The 21710-nt window shown below is 59.0% G+C and carries 24 protein-coding genes and 1 pseudogene; 9 read left to right on the plus strand and 16 right to left on the minus strand.

Features of this window, described 5'->3' with window-relative positions; all coding sequences use genetic code 11:
• Nucleotides 1–431: 431 nt before the first annotated feature.
• The 3 genes from HUS57_RS08490 to HUS57_RS08500 all read right to left on the minus strand — a co-directional run bounded on the left by HUS57_RS08490 (nucleotide 432) and on the right by HUS57_RS08500 (nucleotide 2688).
• Nucleotides 432–1133 carry a metallophosphoesterase gene (locus HUS57_RS08490; protein WP_173932714.1) on the minus strand — a complete coding sequence of 234 codons (702 nt, stop codon included), beginning with the start codon at nucleotides 1131–1133 and terminating at the stop codon, nucleotides 432–434.
• A 12-nt stretch (nucleotides 1134–1145) separates the two neighbouring features.
• Nucleotides 1146–1946, minus strand: coding sequence for a nucleotidyltransferase family protein (locus tag HUS57_RS08495; RefSeq protein ID WP_173932716.1), 801 nt, complete (start codon nucleotides 1944–1946; stop codon nucleotides 1146–1148).
• 163 nt (nucleotides 1947–2109) lie between these two features.
• Nucleotides 2110–2688: an HPF/RaiA family ribosome-associated protein gene (locus HUS57_RS08500; RefSeq protein WP_173932717.1), complete on the minus strand. Its 579-nt coding sequence runs from the start codon at nucleotides 2686–2688 to the stop codon at nucleotides 2110–2112.
• Nucleotides 2689–2832: 144 nt separating this feature from the next.
• On the opposite strand from HUS57_RS08500, the gene HUS57_RS08505 reads away from it, so the two are divergent.
• A complete protein-coding gene (locus tag HUS57_RS08505) occupies nucleotides 2833–3216 on the plus strand; it encodes a DUF427 domain-containing protein (RefSeq protein ID WP_246727803.1) in 384 nt (127 codons plus the stop codon).
• Nucleotides 3217–3239: 23 nt separating this feature from the next.
• Complete coding sequence (locus tag HUS57_RS08510) at nucleotides 3240–3539, plus strand: hypothetical protein (RefSeq protein WP_173932719.1); 300 nt, start codon at nucleotides 3240–3242, stop codon at nucleotides 3537–3539.
• 184 nt (nucleotides 3540–3723) lie between these two features.
• Here the strand turns inward: HUS57_RS08510 and HUS57_RS08515 are convergent, their stop codons facing one another.
• Together HUS57_RS08515 and HUS57_RS08520 are read right to left on the minus strand one after the other, a co-directional pair.
• Entirely contained in the window at nucleotides 3724–3879 is a 156-nt protein-coding gene (locus HUS57_RS08515) for a hypothetical protein (RefSeq protein ID WP_173932721.1), read from the minus strand.
• A gap of 224 nt (nucleotides 3880–4103) precedes the next feature.
• On the minus strand, nucleotides 4104–5234 hold the full coding sequence (locus HUS57_RS08520) for a DNA topoisomerase IB (protein ID WP_246727804.1): 1131 nt from the start codon (nucleotides 5232–5234) through the stop codon (nucleotides 4104–4106).
• A 132-nt stretch (nucleotides 5235–5366) separates the two neighbouring features.
• Between HUS57_RS08520 and HUS57_RS08525 the strand changes: the two genes are divergently transcribed.
• Nucleotides 5367–5579 carry a hypothetical protein gene (locus HUS57_RS08525; protein WP_173932722.1) on the plus strand — a complete coding sequence of 71 codons (213 nt, stop codon included), beginning with the start codon at nucleotides 5367–5369 and terminating at the stop codon, nucleotides 5577–5579.
• A gap of 1 nt (nucleotide 5580) precedes the next feature.
• Here HUS57_RS08525 and HUS57_RS08530 read toward each other — a convergent pair whose 3' ends face one another.
• The 7 genes and pseudogenes from HUS57_RS08530 to HUS57_RS08560 form a co-directional block, all read right to left on the minus strand.
• Nucleotides 5581–6573, minus strand: a complete 993-nt coding sequence (locus tag HUS57_RS08530; RefSeq protein WP_173932723.1) for a UDP-glucuronic acid decarboxylase family protein — start codon at nucleotides 6571–6573, stop codon at nucleotides 5581–5583.
• A 49-nt stretch (nucleotides 6574–6622) separates the two neighbouring features.
• Complete coding sequence (locus tag HUS57_RS08535) at nucleotides 6623–7711, minus strand: glycosyltransferase (RefSeq protein WP_173932725.1); 1089 nt, start codon at nucleotides 7709–7711, stop codon at nucleotides 6623–6625.
• Nucleotides 7708–8805, minus strand: a complete 1098-nt coding sequence (locus HUS57_RS08540; protein ID WP_173932727.1) for a glycosyltransferase — start codon at nucleotides 8803–8805, stop codon at nucleotides 7708–7710. Before HUS57_RS08540 ends, HUS57_RS08535 begins: the two co-directional genes overlap by 4 nt.
• The gene (locus HUS57_RS08545) at nucleotides 8802–9938 is read right to left on the minus strand and encodes a glycosyltransferase (protein ID WP_173932729.1); all 1137 of its coding nucleotides are present in this window, start codon (nucleotides 9936–9938) and stop codon (nucleotides 8802–8804) included. The genes HUS57_RS08540 and HUS57_RS08545 overlap by 4 nt, the downstream gene beginning before the upstream one ends.
• Nucleotides 9935–10999, minus strand: coding sequence for a glycosyltransferase family 4 protein (locus HUS57_RS08550; RefSeq protein WP_173933245.1), 1065 nt, complete (start codon nucleotides 10997–10999; stop codon nucleotides 9935–9937). The genes HUS57_RS08545 and HUS57_RS08550 overlap by 4 nt, the downstream gene beginning before the upstream one ends.
• Nucleotides 11000–11082: 83 nt before the next feature.
• Nucleotides 11083–12138: pseudogene (locus tag HUS57_RS08555) on the minus strand (NAD-dependent epimerase/dehydratase family protein); the annotation flags it as partial.
• A gap of 41 nt (nucleotides 12139–12179) precedes the next feature.
• Nucleotides 12180–13286: an NAD-dependent epimerase/dehydratase family protein gene (locus HUS57_RS08560; protein WP_173932733.1), complete on the minus strand. Its 1107-nt coding sequence runs from the start codon at nucleotides 13284–13286 to the stop codon at nucleotides 12180–12182.
• A gap of 186 nt (nucleotides 13287–13472) precedes the next feature.
• Here HUS57_RS08560 and HUS57_RS08565 point away from each other — a divergent pair, with 186 nt between their 5' ends.
• The 6 genes from HUS57_RS08565 to HUS57_RS08590 all read left to right on the plus strand — a co-directional run bounded on the left by HUS57_RS08565 (nucleotide 13473) and on the right by HUS57_RS08590 (nucleotide 18114).
• Nucleotides 13473–13733, plus strand: a complete 261-nt coding sequence (locus HUS57_RS08565) for a hypothetical protein (RefSeq protein WP_173932735.1) — start codon at nucleotides 13473–13475, stop codon at nucleotides 13731–13733.
• Nucleotides 13734–13912: 179 nt separating this feature from the next.
• Nucleotides 13913–15292: a UDP-glucose/GDP-mannose dehydrogenase family protein gene (locus HUS57_RS08570; RefSeq protein WP_173932737.1), complete on the plus strand. Its 1380-nt coding sequence runs from the start codon at nucleotides 13913–13915 to the stop codon at nucleotides 15290–15292.
• 52 nt (nucleotides 15293–15344) lie between these two features.
• Nucleotides 15345–15635 carry a hypothetical protein gene (locus tag HUS57_RS08575; protein ID WP_173932739.1) on the plus strand — a complete coding sequence of 97 codons (291 nt, stop codon included), beginning with the start codon at nucleotides 15345–15347 and terminating at the stop codon, nucleotides 15633–15635.
• A 132-nt stretch (nucleotides 15636–15767) separates the two neighbouring features.
• Nucleotides 15768–16784: a zinc-binding dehydrogenase gene (locus HUS57_RS08580; RefSeq protein ID WP_173932741.1), complete on the plus strand. Its 1017-nt coding sequence runs from the start codon at nucleotides 15768–15770 to the stop codon at nucleotides 16782–16784.
• Nucleotides 16781–17818: a Gfo/Idh/MocA family oxidoreductase gene (locus HUS57_RS08585; RefSeq protein WP_173932743.1), complete on the plus strand. Its 1038-nt coding sequence runs from the start codon at nucleotides 16781–16783 to the stop codon at nucleotides 17816–17818. Before HUS57_RS08580 ends, HUS57_RS08585 begins: the two co-directional genes overlap by 4 nt.
• A gap of 23 nt (nucleotides 17819–17841) precedes the next feature.
• Nucleotides 17842–18114, plus strand: coding sequence for a hypothetical protein (locus HUS57_RS08590; RefSeq protein WP_173932745.1), 273 nt, complete (start codon nucleotides 17842–17844; stop codon nucleotides 18112–18114).
• 62 nt (nucleotides 18115–18176) lie between these two features.
• On the opposite strand, the gene HUS57_RS08595 is transcribed toward HUS57_RS08590, so the two are convergent.
• The 4 genes from HUS57_RS08595 to ctaD form a co-directional block, all read right to left on the minus strand.
• Nucleotides 18177–18464 carry a hypothetical protein gene (locus HUS57_RS08595; RefSeq protein ID WP_173932747.1) on the minus strand — a complete coding sequence of 96 codons (288 nt, stop codon included), beginning with the start codon at nucleotides 18462–18464 and terminating at the stop codon, nucleotides 18177–18179.
• Between the two features lie 70 nt (nucleotides 18465–18534).
• Complete coding sequence (locus tag HUS57_RS08600; protein ID WP_173932749.1) at nucleotides 18535–18693, minus strand: hypothetical protein; 159 nt, start codon at nucleotides 18691–18693, stop codon at nucleotides 18535–18537.
• Nucleotides 18694–18781: 88 nt separating this feature from the next.
• A complete protein-coding gene (locus HUS57_RS08605) occupies nucleotides 18782–19144 on the minus strand; it encodes a hypothetical protein (protein ID WP_173932751.1) in 363 nt (120 codons plus the stop codon).
• A 25-nt stretch (nucleotides 19145–19169) separates the two neighbouring features.
• Nucleotides 19170–21707 carry a cytochrome c oxidase subunit I gene (gene ctaD / locus HUS57_RS08610; protein ID WP_173932753.1) on the minus strand — a complete coding sequence of 846 codons (2538 nt, stop codon included), beginning with the start codon at nucleotides 21705–21707 and terminating at the stop codon, nucleotides 19170–19172.
• Nucleotides 21708–21710 lie beyond the last annotated feature (3 nt).

A 21710-nucleotide genomic window follows, 5' to 3' on the forward strand; every position in this document is an offset into this window, starting at 1 on the left:
GATGACGGGGGGAGACGCAGAATGCCTGATCAAATCTGAAATCGTTCATTCTGAAAGACCTGCATCAACATGTTGACAGCGGATAGGGAACCCGCACCACGGTTTCAAAGAAAGCTTTCGTAGGCTGTCTGCTCGAACAGCGTGAATGCCCTGCTTCTCCAAAAATACACAACTCATATACGAACCTGAAAATTAGTACCGATAAGGCAAAGTGACATTTGTGAAGCTCGCCCTTTTATGCAGTCACATAAACGTATTCGGAATACAATATGCGACTAGGGTTTATTCAGAATATTCTTGGCTATGTTGACATATGCGGAAGATTATCAAAGCTGAAGCGAGCCATTGATCTTACCCGCAACCTCCTCCTTCGCATGCACAATGGGTCAGTCACACAAGGCAGGCAGTATCAGGTTGTACTCGGCGCAGGTTCAGAGATTCAGAAGTGCATAAGGCCGTCCGGATGGCTTTTCGATTCGGTACGCGACATTGAAGACGGGAACCCCACCGGGAGTGCGGCCTTCATGCGTACCATGGTGGGCATGTCCGTGGACCACGGCCTGAACAGGAAAGCGATCGATCGTTTCAGCCAACCGCGAGGAGCCCAGAAACGGATAGATCTCCGGCGGCTCGCCGGCGACGGTGTCAACTATCGGTGCATAGTGCAGAATGGCTATTGAACGGTCGGTGCGAAGCTGACGCAGGGCGTTTTCCAGCTTCATAGCCTCGTGTACGGCTTCGGAGACCATGGCCTTGATCGCTTGCTCGCCGAAAGAGGCTAGCATGCGGCGGCCAAATCCTCCGATGAAGCCTTTCACCCCCGCAAACCCTACTCCCTTCAACTCCACTGCCTGGCCGTCGAGCAGGTGCACGCCGGCGCCCCGAAGCAGACGCACAACCTCTTCCGTATGGCCGCATTCGTGATCGTGATTGCCTAGAACACCAACGACGGGTACCCCACATCCCCGCAGGTCTTCGGCTAAAAGCTCGGCCTCACGCGGCTTGCCAAGGTCAGTCAGATCGCCCGCGAGCACAAGAATCTCGGCCTCGCGGGTGATCTCGTTGAAGAGCTCCCGATAGGAAACTGTGGCATCCTCGCGCACATGCAGATCGGCTATTGCAGCGATCTTCATACGTCGGCTCCGTCAGGGTTTAGACCCGCTTTCAGTATCAATGTCGGCATAGCCCCATTCATGCACGTCGATCTCATAATCAACCGTCGAAAACATGCGCCCCCGGCATATGCGAGCCTGTGGTGGCGGAAGCTGCCGCTGACTGGAAAGACGGTCCAGCAGTTCCTCCAGGAGCCACCCAGGCACCTTGTTTCTTTCGCTTGGGTATATCCAGCGAAAATTCAGAAGGTGAATAAGCAATACTTCCCAATGCGCCTCCATGTGCTGGAGGAGGCGCTTCCAGTCGATCTGCTCATGTGCGCGAAGAATGAGGTGGGCAACGTCGGCCCCGTCGTAACGGTGGCGGTTCTGAATGAAGCATTTTGACCAGACCAGTTCAGTAGGGCCGACAAGTTGCACCTGGTGACCAAGCACATTGCTCGTTCGCGCGTGCTCGAACCAGATGTCGGAAACCAGCATCGTGCCATTCGACGAGGCATAGATGATGTCGAAAAACAGCGGGCCGCGTTTCACTTTCGCGAGCCAGCGATCATCCTCTATGATGGCGGTTTCTCCCAGATTCTGAAAATGGGCGAGGATGCGTTGCGCATCTCCTGCCTTGCAAAAGATATCGAAGTCCTTGGTGACGCGTGAGATGCCGGTATAGGCGCTGACTGCAAAGGTTCCCGCGACGAGGAATGGTGAGCCCAAATCGAGCAATTTCTGTATCACATCCGCGTAAAATGCTTCCGCCTCGACACTGTCCAGCACTGGTGCTGCGCGAGCAACGATCGAGGTGGTTCCGATTGTAGAGACGTCCGGATCTCTCGCCATGGGGTCCTTCCGTTTTGCAGTTTCCTCAACCCCCTGGGGACACGGACGGTTCCGAGACGGACCTTTCCGTCCTGGTGCTTTCATTCTGAAAGAGATCTCGATCTGGGGATTTCTGCTCAACGTGTCCCGACGCTGACGAGGTGTAATGACACCACCAGCCAGATCACCGGAGTGTGACTACCCGTACCTTGGTGGCAAGCGGGCCTGTATCGCCAATCTCCTCCACGTATCGAACCTCATCACCGACCTGGAGCTTGTCGAAATCGCCTTGGAGGACGGAGTTGCGGTGGAAATAGAGATTGCTGCCCTCCTTCGTCAGAAGAAAGCCGTGATCTTCGTCAGGATAAATCTGGGAGACTTGGCCGAGAAACTGGTTCTGGGAATCATGATGGGCTGCCTTGCTGCGGCCACGCCTCTCCTCCTTGAGTTGCGCAAGGCGGCGTTCTGCAATAGCGAATGCATCGTTGATCGCGTTAGCAAGATCCGGAGTTTGGTATTTCTGTTGCAGCCGTTCGGGCTCGTAAGCAACGACAAGCGGCGCAACTCCGGGAATACTGAGTTCGATTCGCACCACCGGGGGGACCGTCCCCTCAACATTTTGTGCCCGTTGATCGACCGTCACGCGTGCGCCGATGATCCGCTCGTAAATGCCCTCAAGCTTGTCAACCCGGGCACGGATCTCCTGTTCCGCCCAATCGGTTTTCTCACATCGATGGAACGCAATTTGCAACGGAATCTGCATCACTTCCTCATCATTGCCAGCGCCTGGTTGCGCCTTCTTGCATCCTAAAACCTCAAGGCTCGACAAGTTGTTCCCCATGGTCGGGCTGCCGGAACCTCGTGCCAAGGCCTGCGTTAGGTCGTGAGGAGACGAGGAGCCAAACCCGTGAACGAGAAACCCAAAGCCACAATCGAACCGTACGCCGGCACGGTGAAGGTGATGTTCTCCGATGCCATAGTTGCTTCAACCGACAACGCGGTTCTGCTCAAGGAAGAAGGCCACGATCCGGTCTTCTACATTCCTTTTGAGGATATCTATTTCGAGTTCCTGAGGAGTTCGTCGACGGTGAGCCGCTGTCCGCTCAAAGGCAAGGCACGGTATTGGAACGCAGAAGCAGTCGGCAGTGCGGCCGATGACGTAATGTGGGCGTATGACCATCCGCTCCCTGAGATGGAAGGTATCAGACAGCATGGTGCGTTTGACCCTTCCAAGGTAAAAATCGAGGCCACGCCGCAGCAGGACATCCTGCATACGCCGCACTTGCCATAGCCGTGTCCTGCGGAGCAAAGCGCATGAGCAAGCCCAACCAGTCGCCTAATCCGCCAACAGCGCAGCGTTTGCGGGCCGATATTGACGACGGCAAAACTGGCGAGAAAATTCGGTATCCCGATCCTGCCGCGGTTCCACTCGGCACGGACGCTGAAGCTGCCGGGCAGCCTCCTTCAATTGAGGAGCGCAAACAGGAAGCCGAAAGCCGTGCATACACGTCCGAGCCGGCCGAGCGTGGAAGGGGAACACTCCTGATCTACGCGCTTCTGATTGTGGGCACCGCTTTGATTGTTTTCGCAGCCTATGGTCTCTTGCGCACTTGAAGTGAGGCAACCATGAGTCAACCCAACCCCGAGCCGACGCCTCCCAAGCCGCCGCCGGCTCCTTACCCTGAACCGAAGCCCGTGCGCGAGCCCGATCCGGACCGTTTGCCGGACGAGGACCCGCTGCCCAATCCTGACGAAGTGGAAGGCCCTCCAAAACGGATGAAGGTAAGCGCAGACCGCCTTAGCGGTTGTCCTCGTAAAGCTGGCGTGTCTTCTCGTCACGCGCGACCTTCTCCGCGCTGGTAAGCTTTCTGCGGCGCATCAGGGCGTAGATGATCAGGCCCGCAAGCAGAAAGGGCGCTATACCGACAATGAAAAACCACAGATAGTCAGCCATACAATCCTCCACAAACGTTCAACACGCCCGACTTCAGGACCTGCCGGTATCGCGCAGGATGTTCGGGCTACCGGCTGACATTCGCAGCCTTACCGTGGACGAGCCTTCGCCGCATCCGCATAGTCATGCCGATGGACGCCCTCAGAGACCGGTTGAGGAAGGTCATCGACGTGGTTTCCGCATCAGGGCAACGGCACCGCGCGATGATTGTTCCGCCGGCAAGATCATCGCTCGCTATTCTCGCGCAGCCAGCGCAGAACGAGGGACTCGTCCTCGTCCAGTCCCTTGAAGGGCCGTCGGTAGCGGCGGCGTAACTCAACCATGTCGGCGGCAAGCTGCCCCTCCTGCCATGCGTCAATAACGAGGGGATGGATGTAGCAGCGACGACAAACGGCTCTTGTATTGCGTAGCTTGCGAGCAACCCGGTCAACGACCGCATTGATCTGGCGGGCCGCCTGTTTTTTGCTGGTCGGCGGCTCCTCTTCTGACAACATTATGGCGGCCGCACAGGTCGCTCCCCAGGTGCGGAAATGCTTGGAGGAGAAATCTTCACCCAAATGCTCGTGAATGTAGTCGTTTACATCCTGGGACTGTACAGGCCGGCGGATACCCTCCTCGTCCAGATATTGGAACAGGTGCTGGCCTGGCAACTCCTGGATCGTCCGCACGATGCGCGCAATGCGGCGATCCTGAAGCTTCAGCTTCCACTCCTGCCCGGACTTGCCGATGAATGAGAAACGGAGGCTTGCGCCCTCCACTGCAACATGGCGATTTTCCAGCGTGGTGAGGCCAAAGCTGCTGTTTTCCCGTTTGTAGGTTTCGTTTCCGATGCGGATTAATGTCCGGTCGAGCAGCCATACAACTGAAGCCACTGCCCGCTCCCACGGGACGCCGCGCCGCGCCAGATCCTCGTCTACCCGCCCCCGCAGCTTTGGCAGGCCCTCGGCAAAGGCGACAAGGCTAGAAAACTTCGCCTCATCTCGGCAGGCAAGCCAGGCAGGATGATATCGGTACTGCTTGCGCCCGCGCTGGTCACGCCCAGTGGCCTGAATATGGCCGTCGGGCCAGGGTGAGATCCATACATCTTCCCATGCAGGCGGAATGGCCAACCGCCTGATACGTTCGCGCGTTTCTTCATCAGTGATCGCCACGCCTCCCGGCGCGATATAGCCGAAGCCGCTCCCTGCCCGCCGCCGCCGGATTCCCGGTTCGCTATCGCTGACATACAGAAGACTGGCCCGTTGCGCATCCGCCAGCGAGCCGGGTGTGGCAGAGACCAAAGCTTCCGTTTCTTGCAGCTTATGCTCCTTCCGAGTGGTCGTCATGGCAAACGGTAAATAAGGAGCCTCACCCATGGTTCCAGCATAAGGGCTATAGGTCCTTACCTGAATGTCCCCACTATTGGAAAAAACACTTCCGGAGCTGTTGCCAAGTCGATCCCAAAGCGACAATCCTTTGCTACAAAGGGCGAAAAAGTGGGGTTACTCATGCAGCAGCAAAACAAGCGAGATAGGGGCCGTCAGGCAGATGCCCTGCCGCCACGGATCAGCATCCTTCTGGAGGAAATCGAGAAGGAGCCCGTTCCGGAAAGGCTGCTCGCGCTGGCGAGGGAGCTTCAGGAGGCGCTTGTGGAACGGCGTGGGCTGGAAAGACGCTGCGAGGCTGTCGAGATGCAGGACCTGAAGGTTTCGCAGCCCTAAACTAGACATTAAGCCCGGCCTTGGCATCCCTTGCGGCAAGGCGGAACCAGACGATGGTCCGTTCCAGCCCTTCGTGCAGCGCAATACGCGGGCTCCAGCCAAGCAGATCCCGGGCGCGCGAAATGTCCGGGCGCCGGCGTTGAGGGTCGTCCTGCGGTAGCGGGCAATGGGTGACTAACCCGCCGCCGGGGATCATTCTGCCAATAAGGCTGGCAAGCTCGGCGACGGTAGCTTCTTCCGGGTTGCCAAGGTTGACCGGCAGTCCGGGATTGGGGTTCATCGCCATCAAGGCCATCAAGCCCCTCACCATGTCCGAGACGTAGCAGAATGATCGTGTTTGCTGACCTGTGCCGTAGATGGTAAGCGGCTCGTCCTTCAATGCCTGATTGATGAAATTGGAAACGATACGCCCATCGTCGGCCTGCATTCGCGGGCCGTAGGTATTGAAAATACGAGCCACCCTCGCATCGACCCGCCCCAGCCGCAGCAGATCGAAGCAGAGGGCTTCTGCCGCGCGCTTTCCCTCGTCATAGCAGGCACGCGGACCGGTACAATTGACGTTGCCGTGATAATCCTCAGGTTGCGGATGGACGTGCGGATCACCATAGATCTCGCTCGTGGAAGCCTGAAGAAAACGCGCGCCATGATCCTCAGCCAGCGCCAGAAGGTTGTGCGTCCCAACCACGCTGGTCATCATCGTGTGTACGGGATCAGCCTGATAACGGGGCGGGGAGGCAGCACAAGCCAGATTGTAGATTTCGTCGACTTTATCATCGAGCAAAAGCGGCTTACAGATGTCATGAACGATCACGCTGAAGCCCGGGCTGTTCCGGAGCGGCTCGATATTCGCTTCAGTGCTGGTGAGAAAACTGTCAACGCAAACCACCTGGCTGCCTTCGGCCAGGAGCGCATCGCAAAGATGAGAGCCGATGAAGCCTGCTCCGCCGGCGACCAGAACGCGTTTACGGGACTTTCTTGCCGTGCTGAAATCCATTCAGAAATAACCCTGCTTTGAGCGGAACAGGTGTGTTACCGGTTCGTCGTCAGCCTACCTTCTCCAAACGTTCGGCTCTTGCGGCTTCGATCATGCGCACCAGTTCCCCTGCCCGCGCGCGGCCGGTGTGCCGGTCGAGGACACGCATGCGGGCTGCGCGAGCAATCGATTGTCGCCGTTCTTCCGTTGTCGAGACCAGGGTATCGATTACCGTGCTGCCGTCTGAGGCAAGAATGATGGATTCGCCCGGCGGGAAAATGTCTTCAATGCCCTGCCAATGATCGCTGATCAGCGGAGTGCCGCATGCGCCTGCCTCGAACAGCCGGACGCTAGGCGACCATCCGGCAGCCACCATGTCGTCGCGGGTGACATTGAGGGTAAAGCGCTGGCGGCTGTAGAAGGAGGCATGCTCTTCCGGCGGTAGGTGCTCGATGCGTTCGACATTGTCCGGCCAGGCGATGTCGAGCGGGTACTGCGCGCCGGCGACCACGAAACGTCTGTTCGGCAAGCGCCTGGCGGGCTCAAGCAGAAGCCTTTCGATCTTCGGCTGCCGGTCGGGGCTGTAGGTGCCGAGATATCCCAGGTCCCATACAGGCGGCTCGCCGGTTGGCTTGTAGGCTTTATGGTCCACCGAACAGTAAAGTGCCTTCGCACTGCGGGCGCCGAATTCCCCTTCAAGCCGGTCCAGAACATGGCCTCCAGAGAAGGAGAAGTAGACGTCGAAGAGCTCAACCTGCTCCGGTGCAAGAAATTCCCGCTCCCCTCTTGCTAGGGAGGCCAGTGTGACGGGGGTGTCGATGTCGTAGAAGCACAGCAAACGCGGTTGCATCGCTGCCAGCCAGTCGATCACCGCCTTCCCATCCGGCACATAGGACCCGATGATGACGGCATCCGCGCTGCGGATGTCAGGAAGGAAGCGATTGAGCCCGGCAACGGAGCGATAGTAGGCAAGCCGGCAGAAATTGGGCGTTGGAAGGTCACGATGCGCCGCATACCACGGCACGTCGCGCTCCAGAAAAAGCACCTCATGACCTTCGGCAGCAAGTCCGCGCAAGAGAGCCCGGTAGGTGGTCGCATGACCATTGCCCCAGGAAGAGGAGAGTGACAGTCCGATGAAGACGATGGACAGCGGCCTCATTCGGCGGCCTCCACTCGGGGTGGTTGGATATAGCGGGTGATGATGCGGTCGACCTCGGCTGCTCGTTGGGCGTAGGTGTGGTCTTTAAGCACACGCTGACGTGCCCGTCCGCCAATGGCCTTCGCCTTTTCCGGCGTTAGCGAAGCGAGGATTTCAGCCACGTCCTCCCCGTCGCGCGCTGCCAGCACCTCCTCGCCCTCCTTCAGGAAGAAATCGAGTCCGACCCAGGCGTCGGTGATCAGGCAGGCGCCTGCGCCAGCGGCCTCGAAAACTCGGGTAGCGGGAGAGAAGCCGTTTTCGGCCATGCTGGAACGGCTGATATTGAGGACTGCCTTGGGCGTAACGTTGAAGGTGTTGTGATCACGCGTTGAGACGTGGCCGACATAGCGCACATTCTCCGGCATCGGCTTATCCATCCAGCCGGAGCCACCAAGGATGAATGCTTGCCCCGGCAGCCTCGCTGCTACGCCGAAGAAGAACTCATCCACCCTCGCCTCGCGGTCCGGAAGCCGGTTACCCAGAAAGGCAAGGTCGCATATGAAGCGCGTCTCCGGCCTGACGGGATGGTGTGAATCGGGATCAAGTGCGTTGTAGATCGGGACACATTCACGTGCACCGACTCCGCGATATCCGTAGACAACCGGATCCCCACCGCCATAGGTAAGCACCAGATCGATCCCGGCAAGCTGGCGCCGCAAGGGATGATCTTCTGCGTTCTGAAGTTCGGCAAGGGTGGCGGGCGCGTCAACGTCCCAGTAGATCTTCAGCGCGCCCGGACGTGCCGCTGCCATTACAAGGTCCATCAGAGCTTCGTCCTCGAAGCCGACGCCACTGGCCTTCACTACCACATCCGCATCGCGCGCCCTGGCTGCAACCTCGCGCAACGCTTCGCGCGTGCCATCATAGACCACTACCTTGCACCAGGTAGGCGGACAGATGTCTCGATGCTTCTGACGCTCATATACATTGGGCTCGTAGAAGGTGACATCGTACCCGAGCTTTGCGAGCTGACGGATGAGGCCACGGTAATAGGTCGCTGCACCATTCCAGTAGCTCGAAAGCAGGCTCGAACCATAAAAGGCGATCTTTGTCATTCTGCAGCCTCCGACATTCTTGATTGCAATTGCGACCGAACCTTCCACGTGCCGTTGCGGGCCAGAACGTCGAACAGTTCATCCACCCTATGAGCGCAGCTATGGCGTGCATGGATCGTTGCAAGGCCGGACCTTGCCAGCTCTTCTGCAAGCTCCTGGTCACTGAGTACGCAGGAAAGATGCCGCGCCATCTCATCGCCGCTGCGTGCGAACAGAAAATCCTCGCCCGGCCGGAACAGTCCTTCGACATCGTCCCAAGGGGCCGAGATGAGCGGGATGCCCGCCGCAAGCGCCTCGAAAACACGGATCGTCGGAATGCCTGGCAACGACTCGACATAGGGCCGGCGTGGGATGTGCACAGTTGCGCGATGGCGAGAAAATGCCTGCGGAACGTCGAAATTGGCGATCCAGCCGCCATAGGAAAGCCCGGCAGCCGAAAGTGCGTCGAGCGCCTGGGGCGGATAGCGCACGCCGCGTACCGTTCCATTGATACCGAGCCGGGCGGCGGGGCCAACCAGGAACTCTGCAATCTCGGCAGACCGCTCGTCATCACCCCAATTGCCGATCCAGATAAGGTCAGCCTGTTTGGTGTCGCTCCGGCCCGGCCGAAAGAGGCGTATGTCCGCAGCTTCGTGCCATGTCACCACCTGCCTTCCCCATCCGGCTGCCAGGTAGCGCTGGCGAAGTGCCTCGCCGAAGGCAAGCACAAGGTCGTAGTCCTGAAGCTGAAGCTCGGCAATCCGGGGTTCATCAGATACGGCGCGGTGATGGGTGTCGTGGAAAAGCAGCGTGAAGCGGCCGCCTTCTCGCCGCGCCTTGCCGATACGGGAAACGAGTGCAGGATCCGTCCATTCGTGAACCAGCACAACGTCCGCATCGTGAAGGACGTCTTCATGGGGAAAGGCAGGTCCATAGATCTCTGAAATCAGATATGGGAAAGCCTGCTCAAAGTGGCTTATGGCAGCCGCGCCTTCTTCACGAAGGAGATTGGTGCGGCTCCAGCCGTTTTCCGGCTCCAGTGCAAGTGCCGTATGTCCCTGCCCGACGAGTTCGCGCATGACCCCGCGCAGGAAATGTGCATTGCCGTGGTTCCAGTCCGATACGAGCGAGTGCGTGTAGAAGACGAACTTCATGCCACCCGCGCCTCCGCCTTGATGAGCTGACCGTAAATTTCGGCCATAGAGAAAGCTTGCACATCCGGCGTGAAGCGACGAGAGCGGGCAAGTGCTCGCGCACCCATCTCCGCGCGCAGGAGCGAATCTGCCGCAAGGGTGTTGATGGCCGAGGAGAGAGCATCCGGATCATGAGGATCGAAAAAGACCGCCGCATCGCTCCATAGCTCTCGATAAGTCGGTATATCGGAAAGAACGAGCGCCGCGCCGGCACGCGCTCCCTCCAGCGCTGCAAGGCCGAAAGGCTCGTATAGGGACGGCGAGACGACAATTCCTGCCCGTCGCATATGATCCAGAACCTGTGCATGCGGAAGCTCCCCCACATGCCTGGCGCGCGAGATCTGGACCTGCTGACTGTTCGGGCCGCGAGCGGCGCCGGCCAACAGCAGCGGCCACACCGTATTGGCCGCCGCCGCGTCCAGCACGCGAGCATTCTTCCCCTCATCCCACCAGCGTCCGGCAGCGAAGATGAAAGGTTCCTTCTCCGTGCCCTGCAATACGGTACTGATGGCATTATGCACCACTGAAAGCCTCGGCTGCTCGCCGTAACAGTGGGCAAGCGCCTGCGCATGGCTGCCGCTCGGCACCACCACCGCATCAGCCTTGGCCATTCCGGCTGCGTTTTGCTTCTTCATCCAATTCCACTCGGCGGGAATTGGTCCCTTACGCATCGCCCGCCACCACGTCACGACGCAGGAATGGGATACGACCAGCACCGGCAGCTCCGTATCCAGACTCGCTGCTTGCGAGGGCAGATTGAGGTGGAGCAGATTGGCGCCTTCTTCCCGTGCCAGCCGGAGAAGCTTCTGCGGAAGAGCCTTGAGAGCTTCCTGATCGGGCGCGATCCAGTCGAGCGGCTCGTCAAGCCAGCGCAACGCCCCCAACCGGCCCGCCTCCTCAGCCTGTTCATTCGTTGGGCCCGGCCCCAGCCCGGCGAAGACGACACCCACGCCCTGGGCTTTCAACCCGCGTGCGAGCTCCATCGCATAACGCCAAACTCCCCCTACGGCATCCACCGTCATCAAGATCCGATAGCGCTGCGCCGATTCTGGCTGCAACAGCGAATCCAGCGGCGTGCCATCACGCGCCGCAACACGCAGCATCTTCATGCCGTCAACCTCTCCGTGCGTTGCAGTTTCCGCAGTCCGCGCGCCTCATCCAGCCAGGCCGCAAGCTCTCGCAATCCGTCCTGCCACCCTATGGTCGCCGTCCAGCCTACTTTTCTTTCAAGCCGTCTTGTATCGGAAACGAAATAGCGTTGATCGCCCTTGCGCCAGTCACTCCATTCGACCACCGGCTCCTGCCCGGTTATGCGGGAGATCTCGCGCAGAACCATGCGCAGGCTGGCGGCATTGCGAACGCCGCCGCCTAGATTGAAGGTTTCGCCGTTCAGGGTTGCGATGGAACTAAGCACCGCCCGGTAGGCAGCCACGGCGTCCGCCACATGGAGGATGTCGCGCACCTGCTTTCCATCTCCATAAATGGAGATGGGCTTTCCCTGAAGCGCCCGAATAAGAAAATGCGCCACCCAGCCCTGGTCCTCAGTGCCGAATTGCCGCGGCCCGTAAATGCAGCTCATGCGCAAGACGGCAGTGGGAATATCAAAGGAATGCGCATAATCGAGCACGTACTGATCGGCCACGCCCTTGGAGCATCCATAAGGCGTGCAAAAATCAAGCCGGCGATCCTCGTCAATTCCGTACTCGCGGATATCCGGCCGGGCTGGGAAATAGCGATCCTCCAGTTCGATCATGTCGAGGTCGTCCAGCGCGCCGTATACCTTGTTGGTGCTGGCGAAGATGACCGGGATTCTACCACCTGCTGCCCTTACCGCTTCCAGGACGTTTACCGTCCCTCGTGCATTGGTCTCGAAATCCGCCAGCGGGTCCTCGATGCTCGTGGTGACGGCAGTCTGTGCCGCCAGGTGGAAGACCGCACCCGCACCTTGAAAAACCGAGCAAATCGCTTCGAACTCCCGTATGTCGGCCGGCAGATGATGCACCAGCTCGCCATGGTGCTCTCGTAGCCAGGCAAGATTCTCCTCGACGCCGGGACGAGAGAGGGTGTCGATGACGACCACCTTCCTGCCCTCTCGCAGGAAGCTTTCAGCTAGGTTGCAGCCAACGAAGCCAGCTCCACCCGTAATTATCACTGGCGCAGATTCATCGAGCACCTGGGCCGCCTGCGGCTTGGACCTAATGCTCATGAAACCAGCCCCCGTGCCTCAAGCTGCTGACGCATCTTGGCGGCATTGTCGACGGCATCCGTCGTGCGGACCCATTCCGCAAACTCACCCACCGCATCCTCCAAAAGATGCGAGGGCTCGAAGCCCAGAAGCTCGCGAGCCTTGGAGATATCGGCAAAACAATGGCGAATATCGCCCGAGCGCAGCCTGCCAAGAATCTCGGGCTGAATGTCGAGTCCCATCGCCTCCGCCAGAAGCTCGGACACCTGCCGGATGGTGTAAGCTTTTCCGCTGCCGATGTTGATGACCTGACCAGCCGCTTCACCGCTTTCCAGCGCAAGGCGAAACGCCCGGGCAACGTCTTGCACGTTGACGAAGTCGCGCTTCTGCTGCCCGTCTTCGAAAATGAGCGGCCTCTGCCTGTTCGCAAGTCGGGAAGCAAAATTAGCCAGGACGCCGGTGTAGGGATTGGAGAGCGCCTGTCCTGGTCCGAAAACGTTGAAAAGTCTCAGCGCCACTGCCTCCACCGGGTAGGCTTCGCCGAAGATGAGCACTGCCTTCTCCTGCGCATATTTGGTGAGCGCGTAAATGGAAGCGAGATCTACGGGCTTTTCCTCATCGGTAGCGAGAGGTTTCAACGGCTTGCCTTCGGCATCCACCGGATCCCATTGCTGGGCCTTCAATCGCTCCTTGCAGCGCCGGGCACGCGCAAAGCGCGTCCCGTCCACGGACTCGTAAAGTCCTTCGCCATAGACGCTCATCGAAGACGCAACAACGATGCGCCTGACCGGTCTCTCGATAAGGCATTCTAGCAGAACCGCAGTGGCGAGATCATTGGCACCCACATAGCGGGCAATCTCGTACATCGACTGGCCAACGCCCACCTCTGCCGCCAGGTGAATTACGTAGTCCGCATCACCGAGGGCATTGCGGACAAGCGCGGAGTCGCGAACATCGCCAATGTAGTATTCGGCCCGCGGATGCTGCCGTGGCGGCGAGTCGCCATGAACCTGCTCGACAAGATTGTCGAGTACTGCGACTGAATATCCGTTACCGAGCAGTTCCTCCACGACCTGCCTGCCGATGAAGCCGCAGCCGCCAGTTACCAGCACTTTCTTGCCCACAATCACTCCTGCTGATGATGAAGAAGATGACAGGGCAAAACCTCTGGCTGCTGTTTTTGTTCCGGTTTTCGCAGCAGGCTTGCAAGCCCCTCCAGGCAGCCGAAGTTCAGGAACAATCGGTTCGAAATGATGTTCGGTGCTGGCCGATGACGCGGCAATTCACAGCTGGAGGAAGGGAACCACGCCATGACGCAGACAAAAACCACGACTGATCACGACACTATTCGGAAATGGGTAGAGGAACGAGGCGGAAAGCCAACCCGTGTCGCCTCCAGCGGGAACGGAGGCATCTTGCGCATCGACTTCGGCGAGCCGGAGGATAGGCTGGAAGAAATCGGATGGGACGAGTTTTTCCGCATTTTCGACGAGCGTAAACTCGCCTTCCTGTACCAGGACAAAACCAGCAGCGGGGATACAAGCCGATTCAACAAATTTGTAGAAAGATAATTATCTAATACCAAAAGAGATGAACATCCATTTCTAGATGATTCCGCTTATATTCATTAGCATGCAAAGTAAAATAGTCGTTCTTTCGCACGTATTTATTACCACTGTCCGCCTTCTTCTATGGGAACAACAACATTCATTCGCGGTTAGATAGCCGGATACCGTTACAGGAGAACGGCATGCGAATTTGGATGATAGGCGCCGGCTATGTCGGCCTGACAAGCGGCACCTGCCTTGCGAATATGGGCCATCAGGTCTGCTGCTATGACATCAGCGCGGCGCGGATAGCCCAGCTCGAACGTTTCGATATTCCCATATACGAACCCGGGCTGGAGACAGCTATGCGCGAGGCAGTAGACGCAGGCAAGCTTCGTTTCTCCTCGCTTTTGAAGGGCGGCGGCATAATGGATGCCGATGCGGTGTTTATTGCTGTCGGCACGCCATCCGGCCGTGATGGGAGCATCGACCTTTCCCAGGTGATGACCGCGGCGCAGCAAATTGCCCCGCACCTCAAACGGGGCGCCCTCGTAATCATCAAATCGACCGTCGTGGTAGGAACCGCCCGCCGGGTGCGTGAGCTGATCGCACGTGAGCGAGGCGCCTTTGACATCCGCGTTGCTTCCAACCCTGAATTCCTGCGTGAGGGTTCGGCGTTGAAAGATTTTCTCTCTCCAGACAGGATTGTCATCGGAGCAGACGATGCCCGTGCGCGTAATGCCCTGCGGGCGATCTACCGGCCTTTTGAGAAGACGGGCGTACCAGTGGTGACGACCACCACAGGGAATGCCGAACTCATCAAATATGCCGCCAATGCATTCCTGGCGCTGAAAATCGGCTTCGTGAACGACGTTGCCAATCTTTGTGAAATGGCGGGTGGCGATATAGGCGATGTGATGCACGGCATCGGCCTTGACGGCCGTATCGGAAGAAGTTTCCTCATGCCGGGCCCCGGTTTCGGCGGTTCGTGCTTTCCTAAGGACACACGCGCCTTTGCCGCGACTGGCCGGCAGTTCGGCGCGCCACAGAAACTGATCGAAACGCTGATTGACCGCAATGAACAGCGAAAGGTACTTTTAGCCCGCAGGATCCTCAAGGAAGCAAAGCTGGTTTCCGGCAGCAGGATCGCGGTGCTGGGGCTCGCCTTCAAGGCGAATACGGATGACGTGCGCGAGTCGGCTGCGCTTACGCTGGTCCCAATCCTACAACAGGCCGGTATGCAGGTCGCGGTGCATGACCCCAGAGCGGCAAGCAACGCCCGCCGGTATGTCAGTGATGTGAAATGGGCAAGCAACCCTTATGACGCATGCAATGGCGCGGCGGCTGCGGTAATACTGACGGAGTGGGATGATTACCGTCGTCTGGATATGGCACGTCTTGCCCGCTCGCTTTCAGGCAAAACCTTGTTCGACTACCGCAACCTTTTCGATCCGCGCAGCGTCACTAGATATGGCTTGCGCTACGTAAGCCTTGGAAGGCCCGCGGCGATAGTCCACCAGCGCGCTGGCGTTTCTTCGCTGGACTCCTGGGACAGGCGCGTAGCGGCACCCGGCCATGCCTGAGGCAACATCCTGCTGAAGGGCGCTCGGTAGCGGACATCTCAAGGAGCATAGGATGAACACTGCTAATTTGCAGATGGAAGGCGTATTGATGGCCATGGCCGCTCTCTGCCAGATCCTGCGCGAGAAAAATCTTCTTCGGGCAGAAGAGATCGAGGAGGTGTTCGCGGAAGCGGAAATGGCCCTGTCCAATGATGAACTGCGGCCGGAGGAACTGTCCCGCGCCAATGTGGAAGCAATGCTTTTTCCCCTGCGCTTCCTGCGCGAGGCCAACCGGCCCGGAGCGGCGGAAGCTTTTACCGAAATCGCGACGCGTGTCGGCCGTATGCGGCGCGGTCCCTCCTGAACGTAGTCTTCCTCCTCAGAGAAAGGGGTGGCAGTTCTTGGTTTGCCCGGCGCGCTTTCCGGCGCTCCTTTCGGGAACCTATTCTCCTTCTTCTTGTTCTCGTTCCTAGTTCCCAACGTCACAGGCGAAAAAATGTCAGGAAGGCTGCAGCGCGCCGCGTCCAGGATCACCCACTCCATCGCGCCAACTACCATGCAGGCGGTGATACTTACCGGTGGCGGGCGGATCGCCCTAAAGGAGGTGCCGATACCCGAGCCGGGCGAGGGTGAAATGCGGGTCCGCCTTGTAGGCTGCGGCGTTTGCTCATCGAATCTGGGCCCTTGGGCAGGACCGGAATGGATGACTTTCCCAACCGCACCAGGAGCGCTTGGGCATGAGGGATGGGGCGTCGTTGACGCTGTCGGCCCAGGTGTCGAGAATTTCGAGCCAGGCCAGCCCGTAGCAACGCTGTTTCAGAACAGCTACGCCCAGTTCGACATCGGTAACGCGGAAAATGCGGTTCCGTTGCCAGCCGAGTTGGCCCATATGCCACTGCCGGCCGAGCCGATCGGCTGCGCCATGAACATCTTCCGCCGCGCCGATATACAGCCGGGCCAGACAGTCGCGATCGTCGGAATTGGGTTCCTGGGAGCCATCCTCACCCGGCTCGCTCGTCAAGCCGGAGCGGATGTGATCGCCATCTCCCGCCGCCCCTTTGCTCTTGAAACAGCACAGCGGATGGGCGCCGTCCAGACGATCGCGATGGATGGCCATGATGCCATCATCCACAAGGTCAGTGACATGACGGGCGGCCGCTTCTGCGAACGCGTGATCGAAGCCACCGGCAAGGCATGGCCGCTCGACCTTGCCGGGGAGCTAACGGCGGAAGGCGGACGCTTGATCATAGCAGGCTATCACCAAGACGGGGCAAGACAGGTGAACATGCAGCTTTGGAACTGGCGCGGCTTTGACGTCGTCAATGCTCACGAGCGGAAACAGGAAACCTGCATCAAAGGGATGCGGGAGGGGATCGAGGCGGTTCTTTCAGGCAGGATCGACCCTATGCCACTTATGACTCACACCTTCCCACTTTCCCGCCTTGACGACGCGCTGAACGCAACGCGCGACCGGCCCGACGGCTTTCTGAAAGCGGTCGTGAGAATGCCATGAGTACGATCGCAGTGACGAAGCCGGTCGCCTTCCATTTGACTAAAAGGTCGCGCCTTGGCTTTCTCGGGCTCGGCTGGATCGGCCGGCATCGCATGAAGGCATTGCTTGACGCCGGAGTAGCGGAGGCCGCAGCCATTGCAGAGCCCCGGGCGGAATGCATGGCAGAGGCGGCAGCCCTGGCACCGGATGCCCGGCAGGTGCCCTCCCTTGAGGCGCTGCTGGAGGAAAGCCTTGATGGCATCGTCATCGCCACGCCGAGCGCGGATCATGCCGGGCAGGCCATGCGGGCGCTTGCACGCGGGATCCCGGTCTTCTGCCAGAAGCCTCTTGGCCGCAATCATGCGGAGGTAAAGGCGGTGGTCGATGCAGCACGCAACGCCGACCGCCTACTCGGGCTCGACCTTTCCTATCGGTACACGGCAGCCATGGAGCGAATAAGGCCCATCGTGGCAGGGGGCAACATCGGGCAGGTTCACGCTGCCGACCTCGTTTTCCACAATGCCTATGGACCGGATAAGCCGTGGTTCTATGATCCAGCGCTTTCCGGGGGCGGCTGCGTCATCGATCTGGGCGTGCATCTTGTAGACCTGGCCCTCTGGACGCTGGGCTTTCCGAAAGTCGTTGACGTTCAGAGCCATCTTTTCGCGCAAGGCGATACACTTCCGCCGGACCCGGCGACCGCCGAGGATTTCGCTATCGCTACACTAACGCTTGAAAGCGGCGCTGTCGTGCGACTTGCTTGTTCGTGGCGGCTCAACGCGGGGAAGGACGCAGAAATATCTGCCGCTTTCTACGGCACCGAGGGAGGCGTCGCCCTGCGGAATGTCAATGGTTCCTTCTATGATTTCATCGCCGAGCGCTTTCGCGGCACCGCTTGTGAACGGCTAACATCGCCTCCGGATGATTGGGGCGGCCGCGCCGCCATCGACTGGGCTGCGCGTCTCGCCTCGGGCATCGGCTATGATCCGCAGGCAGAACAATTCATAGACGTGGCCCGGGTACTCGACCGCATCTACGGACGGAAGCAGAGTTGATGCGTTCAGATTGGGTGTGTGCGATGTCTGAATTGCCAAATCAGGAGATCGAGGGGCGGCTTATTGCGCAGCGCGAGACGCTTGTCTTGCTCCTGGCCCATCTTTCACACCTTGATTTTGGAAGCGGGCGGAAAATCATACCTCAATTGGAGACGCTTGCGGATTTCCAAGATTTCCAGGAAGATCCAGGGGCGGTGCTGTCCGGCCCCTCCGTTGCCGTTGAAGCAGCCAAGATGCGTGAAATCCGGCTGATCCTCCAAGATGTGCAGGCGCGGCTGGACCGGTTGAAAGAGTAGAAGATCTAGAACCGGTTCTCCACCCGGAATTCAGAATAACGACAACTTAGGCCAGGCGCGGGTCAAACCTCATTGAAACGCCCGCCTTCGCGCGCATTGTTGCGGCGGAAGACCTTTTCCTCTTCATCATCGGGCAGCGCCTCGTCGCTTTCCATATAAGGATTGTCCTCTCCCTCTCCGTAGTGCTCGTCAGTGCTGACCTTTCCAGATTGGTCGAGCGGAACGCTATCTCCCTCTTCGTCTTCCGGTGTGTACTGCACGCCCTTTATCGCATCCCAATCCGGCTCGGCGCGCTTGGGTGCTTCCTCCGAGAGGTCTTCCGGCGCTTCTTTCTTCCGCTTGTCGTTCATCTAGATACTCCTCAAGAACCCGGCGGCGAAAATCTTGTGCTGTCTGCGGCAGTCACCAGACAGATCGCTGCTATCCCAATTCACGCACAATCTTCGATTCTTGTTCGAGGATGGACGCCACTTCCTCTCGGCTCATATGCGACAGCATCAGGCTGATCGCGCATTCGAGATAGGTGATCGAGGACCGCCGGAGGAAATCATTCGTCTGCTCCCCCGAGTTATTGTTCATGCGTTTCTCCTGATCCGGCATGGCTCAACCTCATACGACTTGCCGCAACGGCTTCACTTTCCAATCCGCAGGCCGCGGCTTGGTTCCCTCAGCGCCCTGTCGCGCAGGAGGAAACGATGGCTGCAGCAACGCCCGCCCACAAAATGCCGGCAAGCGAAAGCAGCCCGATAAAGCGTGAGATGGCGTCATAGGTCTTGCGGTCTGGAAGCTCGTCGCTGATGCCGAACCACCGCCCCGTGCGCCGTTGATTGAGGAGCACGAACGCCACCGGCAGAGCAAGGATTGCAGTCAGAGCGACAACCGTCAGCGATGATGCTGTCGGTGAGCTGGCAAGCGCGCAGATCAGCGTATGGGCAGCGTAGACCACGAGCAGGTGCACGGCCCAGAAAAGGGAACCCAGCATCAGATAGCCGAATGTGGGTGCCAGGGACGGGCGCTGTTCTTCAAGCATGACCTTAGGCCTCGATCTCTCCTCCTCAGATGGCAACACGCGGGAAGACATGAATGATGACAAGCCCCAGGAGGAACTGTGCGGCTGCGTAATATGTAAGCAGCGCCGTACTCTCGAAATTTACCCGCCGCTCTTTATCGAGCTTGCCGGTAAAGTAGCGTGCAATGGTGAAACCCGCCAGGAACACGCAGCCGGTGATGACCTGAAGATTGAGGAAACAGGCCATGTAGACCATGGTCGCATAGGCGTTGTCAGCAGGCCGAAGACCGCTTGCCCAATGACCCCATATTTCTCCCGTAAGGGCGACGAGAAAGCACGCCATGGCGAGTGCGACAACGAAGGGGAAGGCGCGAGACGTGCTGCCCGGCGCAGGCAGGATCCTGCGCGCAAACAGCAGCAGGACCGTGCCTCCCAAGATCAGAAGCCCGATAATTCCCGGCCAGAAGATGTGTGGAAGGGCAGGCGAGCCTTCCGGCGGCCATACGTCCGGGGAAACCACCCATAGGTAGAAGTAGGAGAAGACGTAGGCGAGGTAGAGCGAGGAAGCCACAAGGATAAGAACGGTCATCGCCCACCAGGAATGCGATACCGGCCCCGCCATATAGACTGGCAGCCGGATGCCGGCCCCAATGTCAACTGCCGGGACGTTCGCGTCATGATCGAGGCTCCAGGCCCATACGAGCACGGCAACGATGAAGACAACTCCGGAAATCAGGGCCGGGACCACAAGCTTTACGGTAAGAAGCAGAAAGAAGCCCGCCATGCCGAGTGAGGCGATCAAGGGCGACCAGCCAGGTCCCGGCATGCGGATCACATATTGCGGCAAGGCATCCACCGCGCTGGTAACAATCGTTTCGCGCCCGCCTGTCGGCGCGCCGGGCAGGAAATGCCGGCCTTCGTTTACCTCACGCGCAAGGGAAGGCTGGTCCCAGAGCGGTTCGCGGCTCGTGACGAAGGGTATGCTGCGCGTCGCATAGGCATCGCTCGGCAGCCATTCCAGCGTTCCGGCGCTCCAGGGGTTCTCCACCCCGCCGGACATGGTCGGCCGAAAGCGCCGGAAAAGGTCAATGACAAAGAGCGCAACCCCGGCCGCCAAAATATAGGCGCCCACCGTTGAAGCCATGTTGTAGGAATTCCAGCCGAGATCGCCGGGATAGGTCCACACGCGCCTCGGCATACCCAGAAGGCCGGCAATGTGCATCGGGAAGAATGCAAGGTTGAAGCCGATGAACATGAGCCAAAAAACCCATCGGCCAAGCCGCTCTGACAGCATGTTCCGGCTGATCATAGGAATCCAGTAATAGAGGGTGGCGAATAGCGGAAAGACCATCCCGCCGATCAGCACATAATGGAAGTGCGCGACTACGAAATAAGTGTCGTGAACCTGGAAGTCGACGGGTACCAGTGCCACCATCACACCGGTCAGTCCGCCGACGGTGAAGATGAAGAGAAAGCCGAGGACGAACAGCGAAGCGGAAGTTATGCGGAACGGCTTCCTACCGGCCGCGATGGTCGCGATCCAGGAGAAGACCTGAATTCCGGAAGGAATGGCCACTGCCATGCTTGCGGCAGAAAAAAACCCAAGGCTGAGTGATGGGATTCCTGTGGTGAACATATGGTGAACCCACAGGCCGAAGGAGAAGAAGCCAGTGGCGATCAGCGCGACCACGATCAGCCTGTAGCCCACCAGCCGATGTTGCGCCATCGCCGGCACGATCATCGAGACCAGTCCGGCTGCCGGCAGGAAGATGATATAGACTTCCGGGTGTCCGAAGAACCAGAACAGATGCTGCCACAAGAGCGGATCGCCTCCCTTACCGGCAGAGAAGAACGGCCAGCCGAACGCGCGCTCAATTTCAAGCATCATCGTTGCAAGGATCACCGCGGGAAAGGCAATCATTATCATCGCCGCGAAGATGAGCATGGCCCAAGCGAATATCGGCATCCGGGCAAGCGTCATCCCGGGCGGGCGAGTCCTCAACGTACCGACGATGATTTCGATGGCCCCGGCAATGGCCGAGATCTCTATGAAGCCAATCCCCAGCAGCCAGAAATCGGCATTATTGCCGGGGGAGAACTCGCTCAGAGTCAAAGGCGGGTACATGAACCAGCCGCCCTTGGGGGCAAGGTCGTAGAGAATCGTCGAGAAAAAGACCAGCCCGCCAACGACATAGGCCCACATGGCAAAAGCCGAAAGACGCGGAAAAGGAAGGTCACGCGCGGCAAGCATCTGCGGCAGCAGCAGGACGCCGAGCGCCTCCACCACGGGCACGGCGAAGAGGAACATCATCGTCGTGCCATGCATAGTAAAGAGCTGGTTGTAGAAGTCTTGTCCGACCAGGTTGTTGCCGGGAACGGCAAGCTGGGTGCGGATGATGAGCCCGAGTATGCCCGCCAGAATGAAGAACAGGAGCGCAACCCCGATATAGATGATGCCGATCGCCTGGTTGTTGACGGCCGTGATCAGCCGGAAGCCTTTGGGTAGCGCCCATGCGCGCTCTAGTGCTTCCAGTTCGCCTTCCGGGCGGGGCAGACTGTTTGGCAGTTCCCTATCCACCGCCATGCC

This window comes from Chelativorans sp. Marseille-P2723, from assembly GCF_902809845.1.
Classification (GTDB): domain Bacteria; phylum Pseudomonadota; class Alphaproteobacteria; order Rhizobiales; family Rhizobiaceae; genus Chelativorans.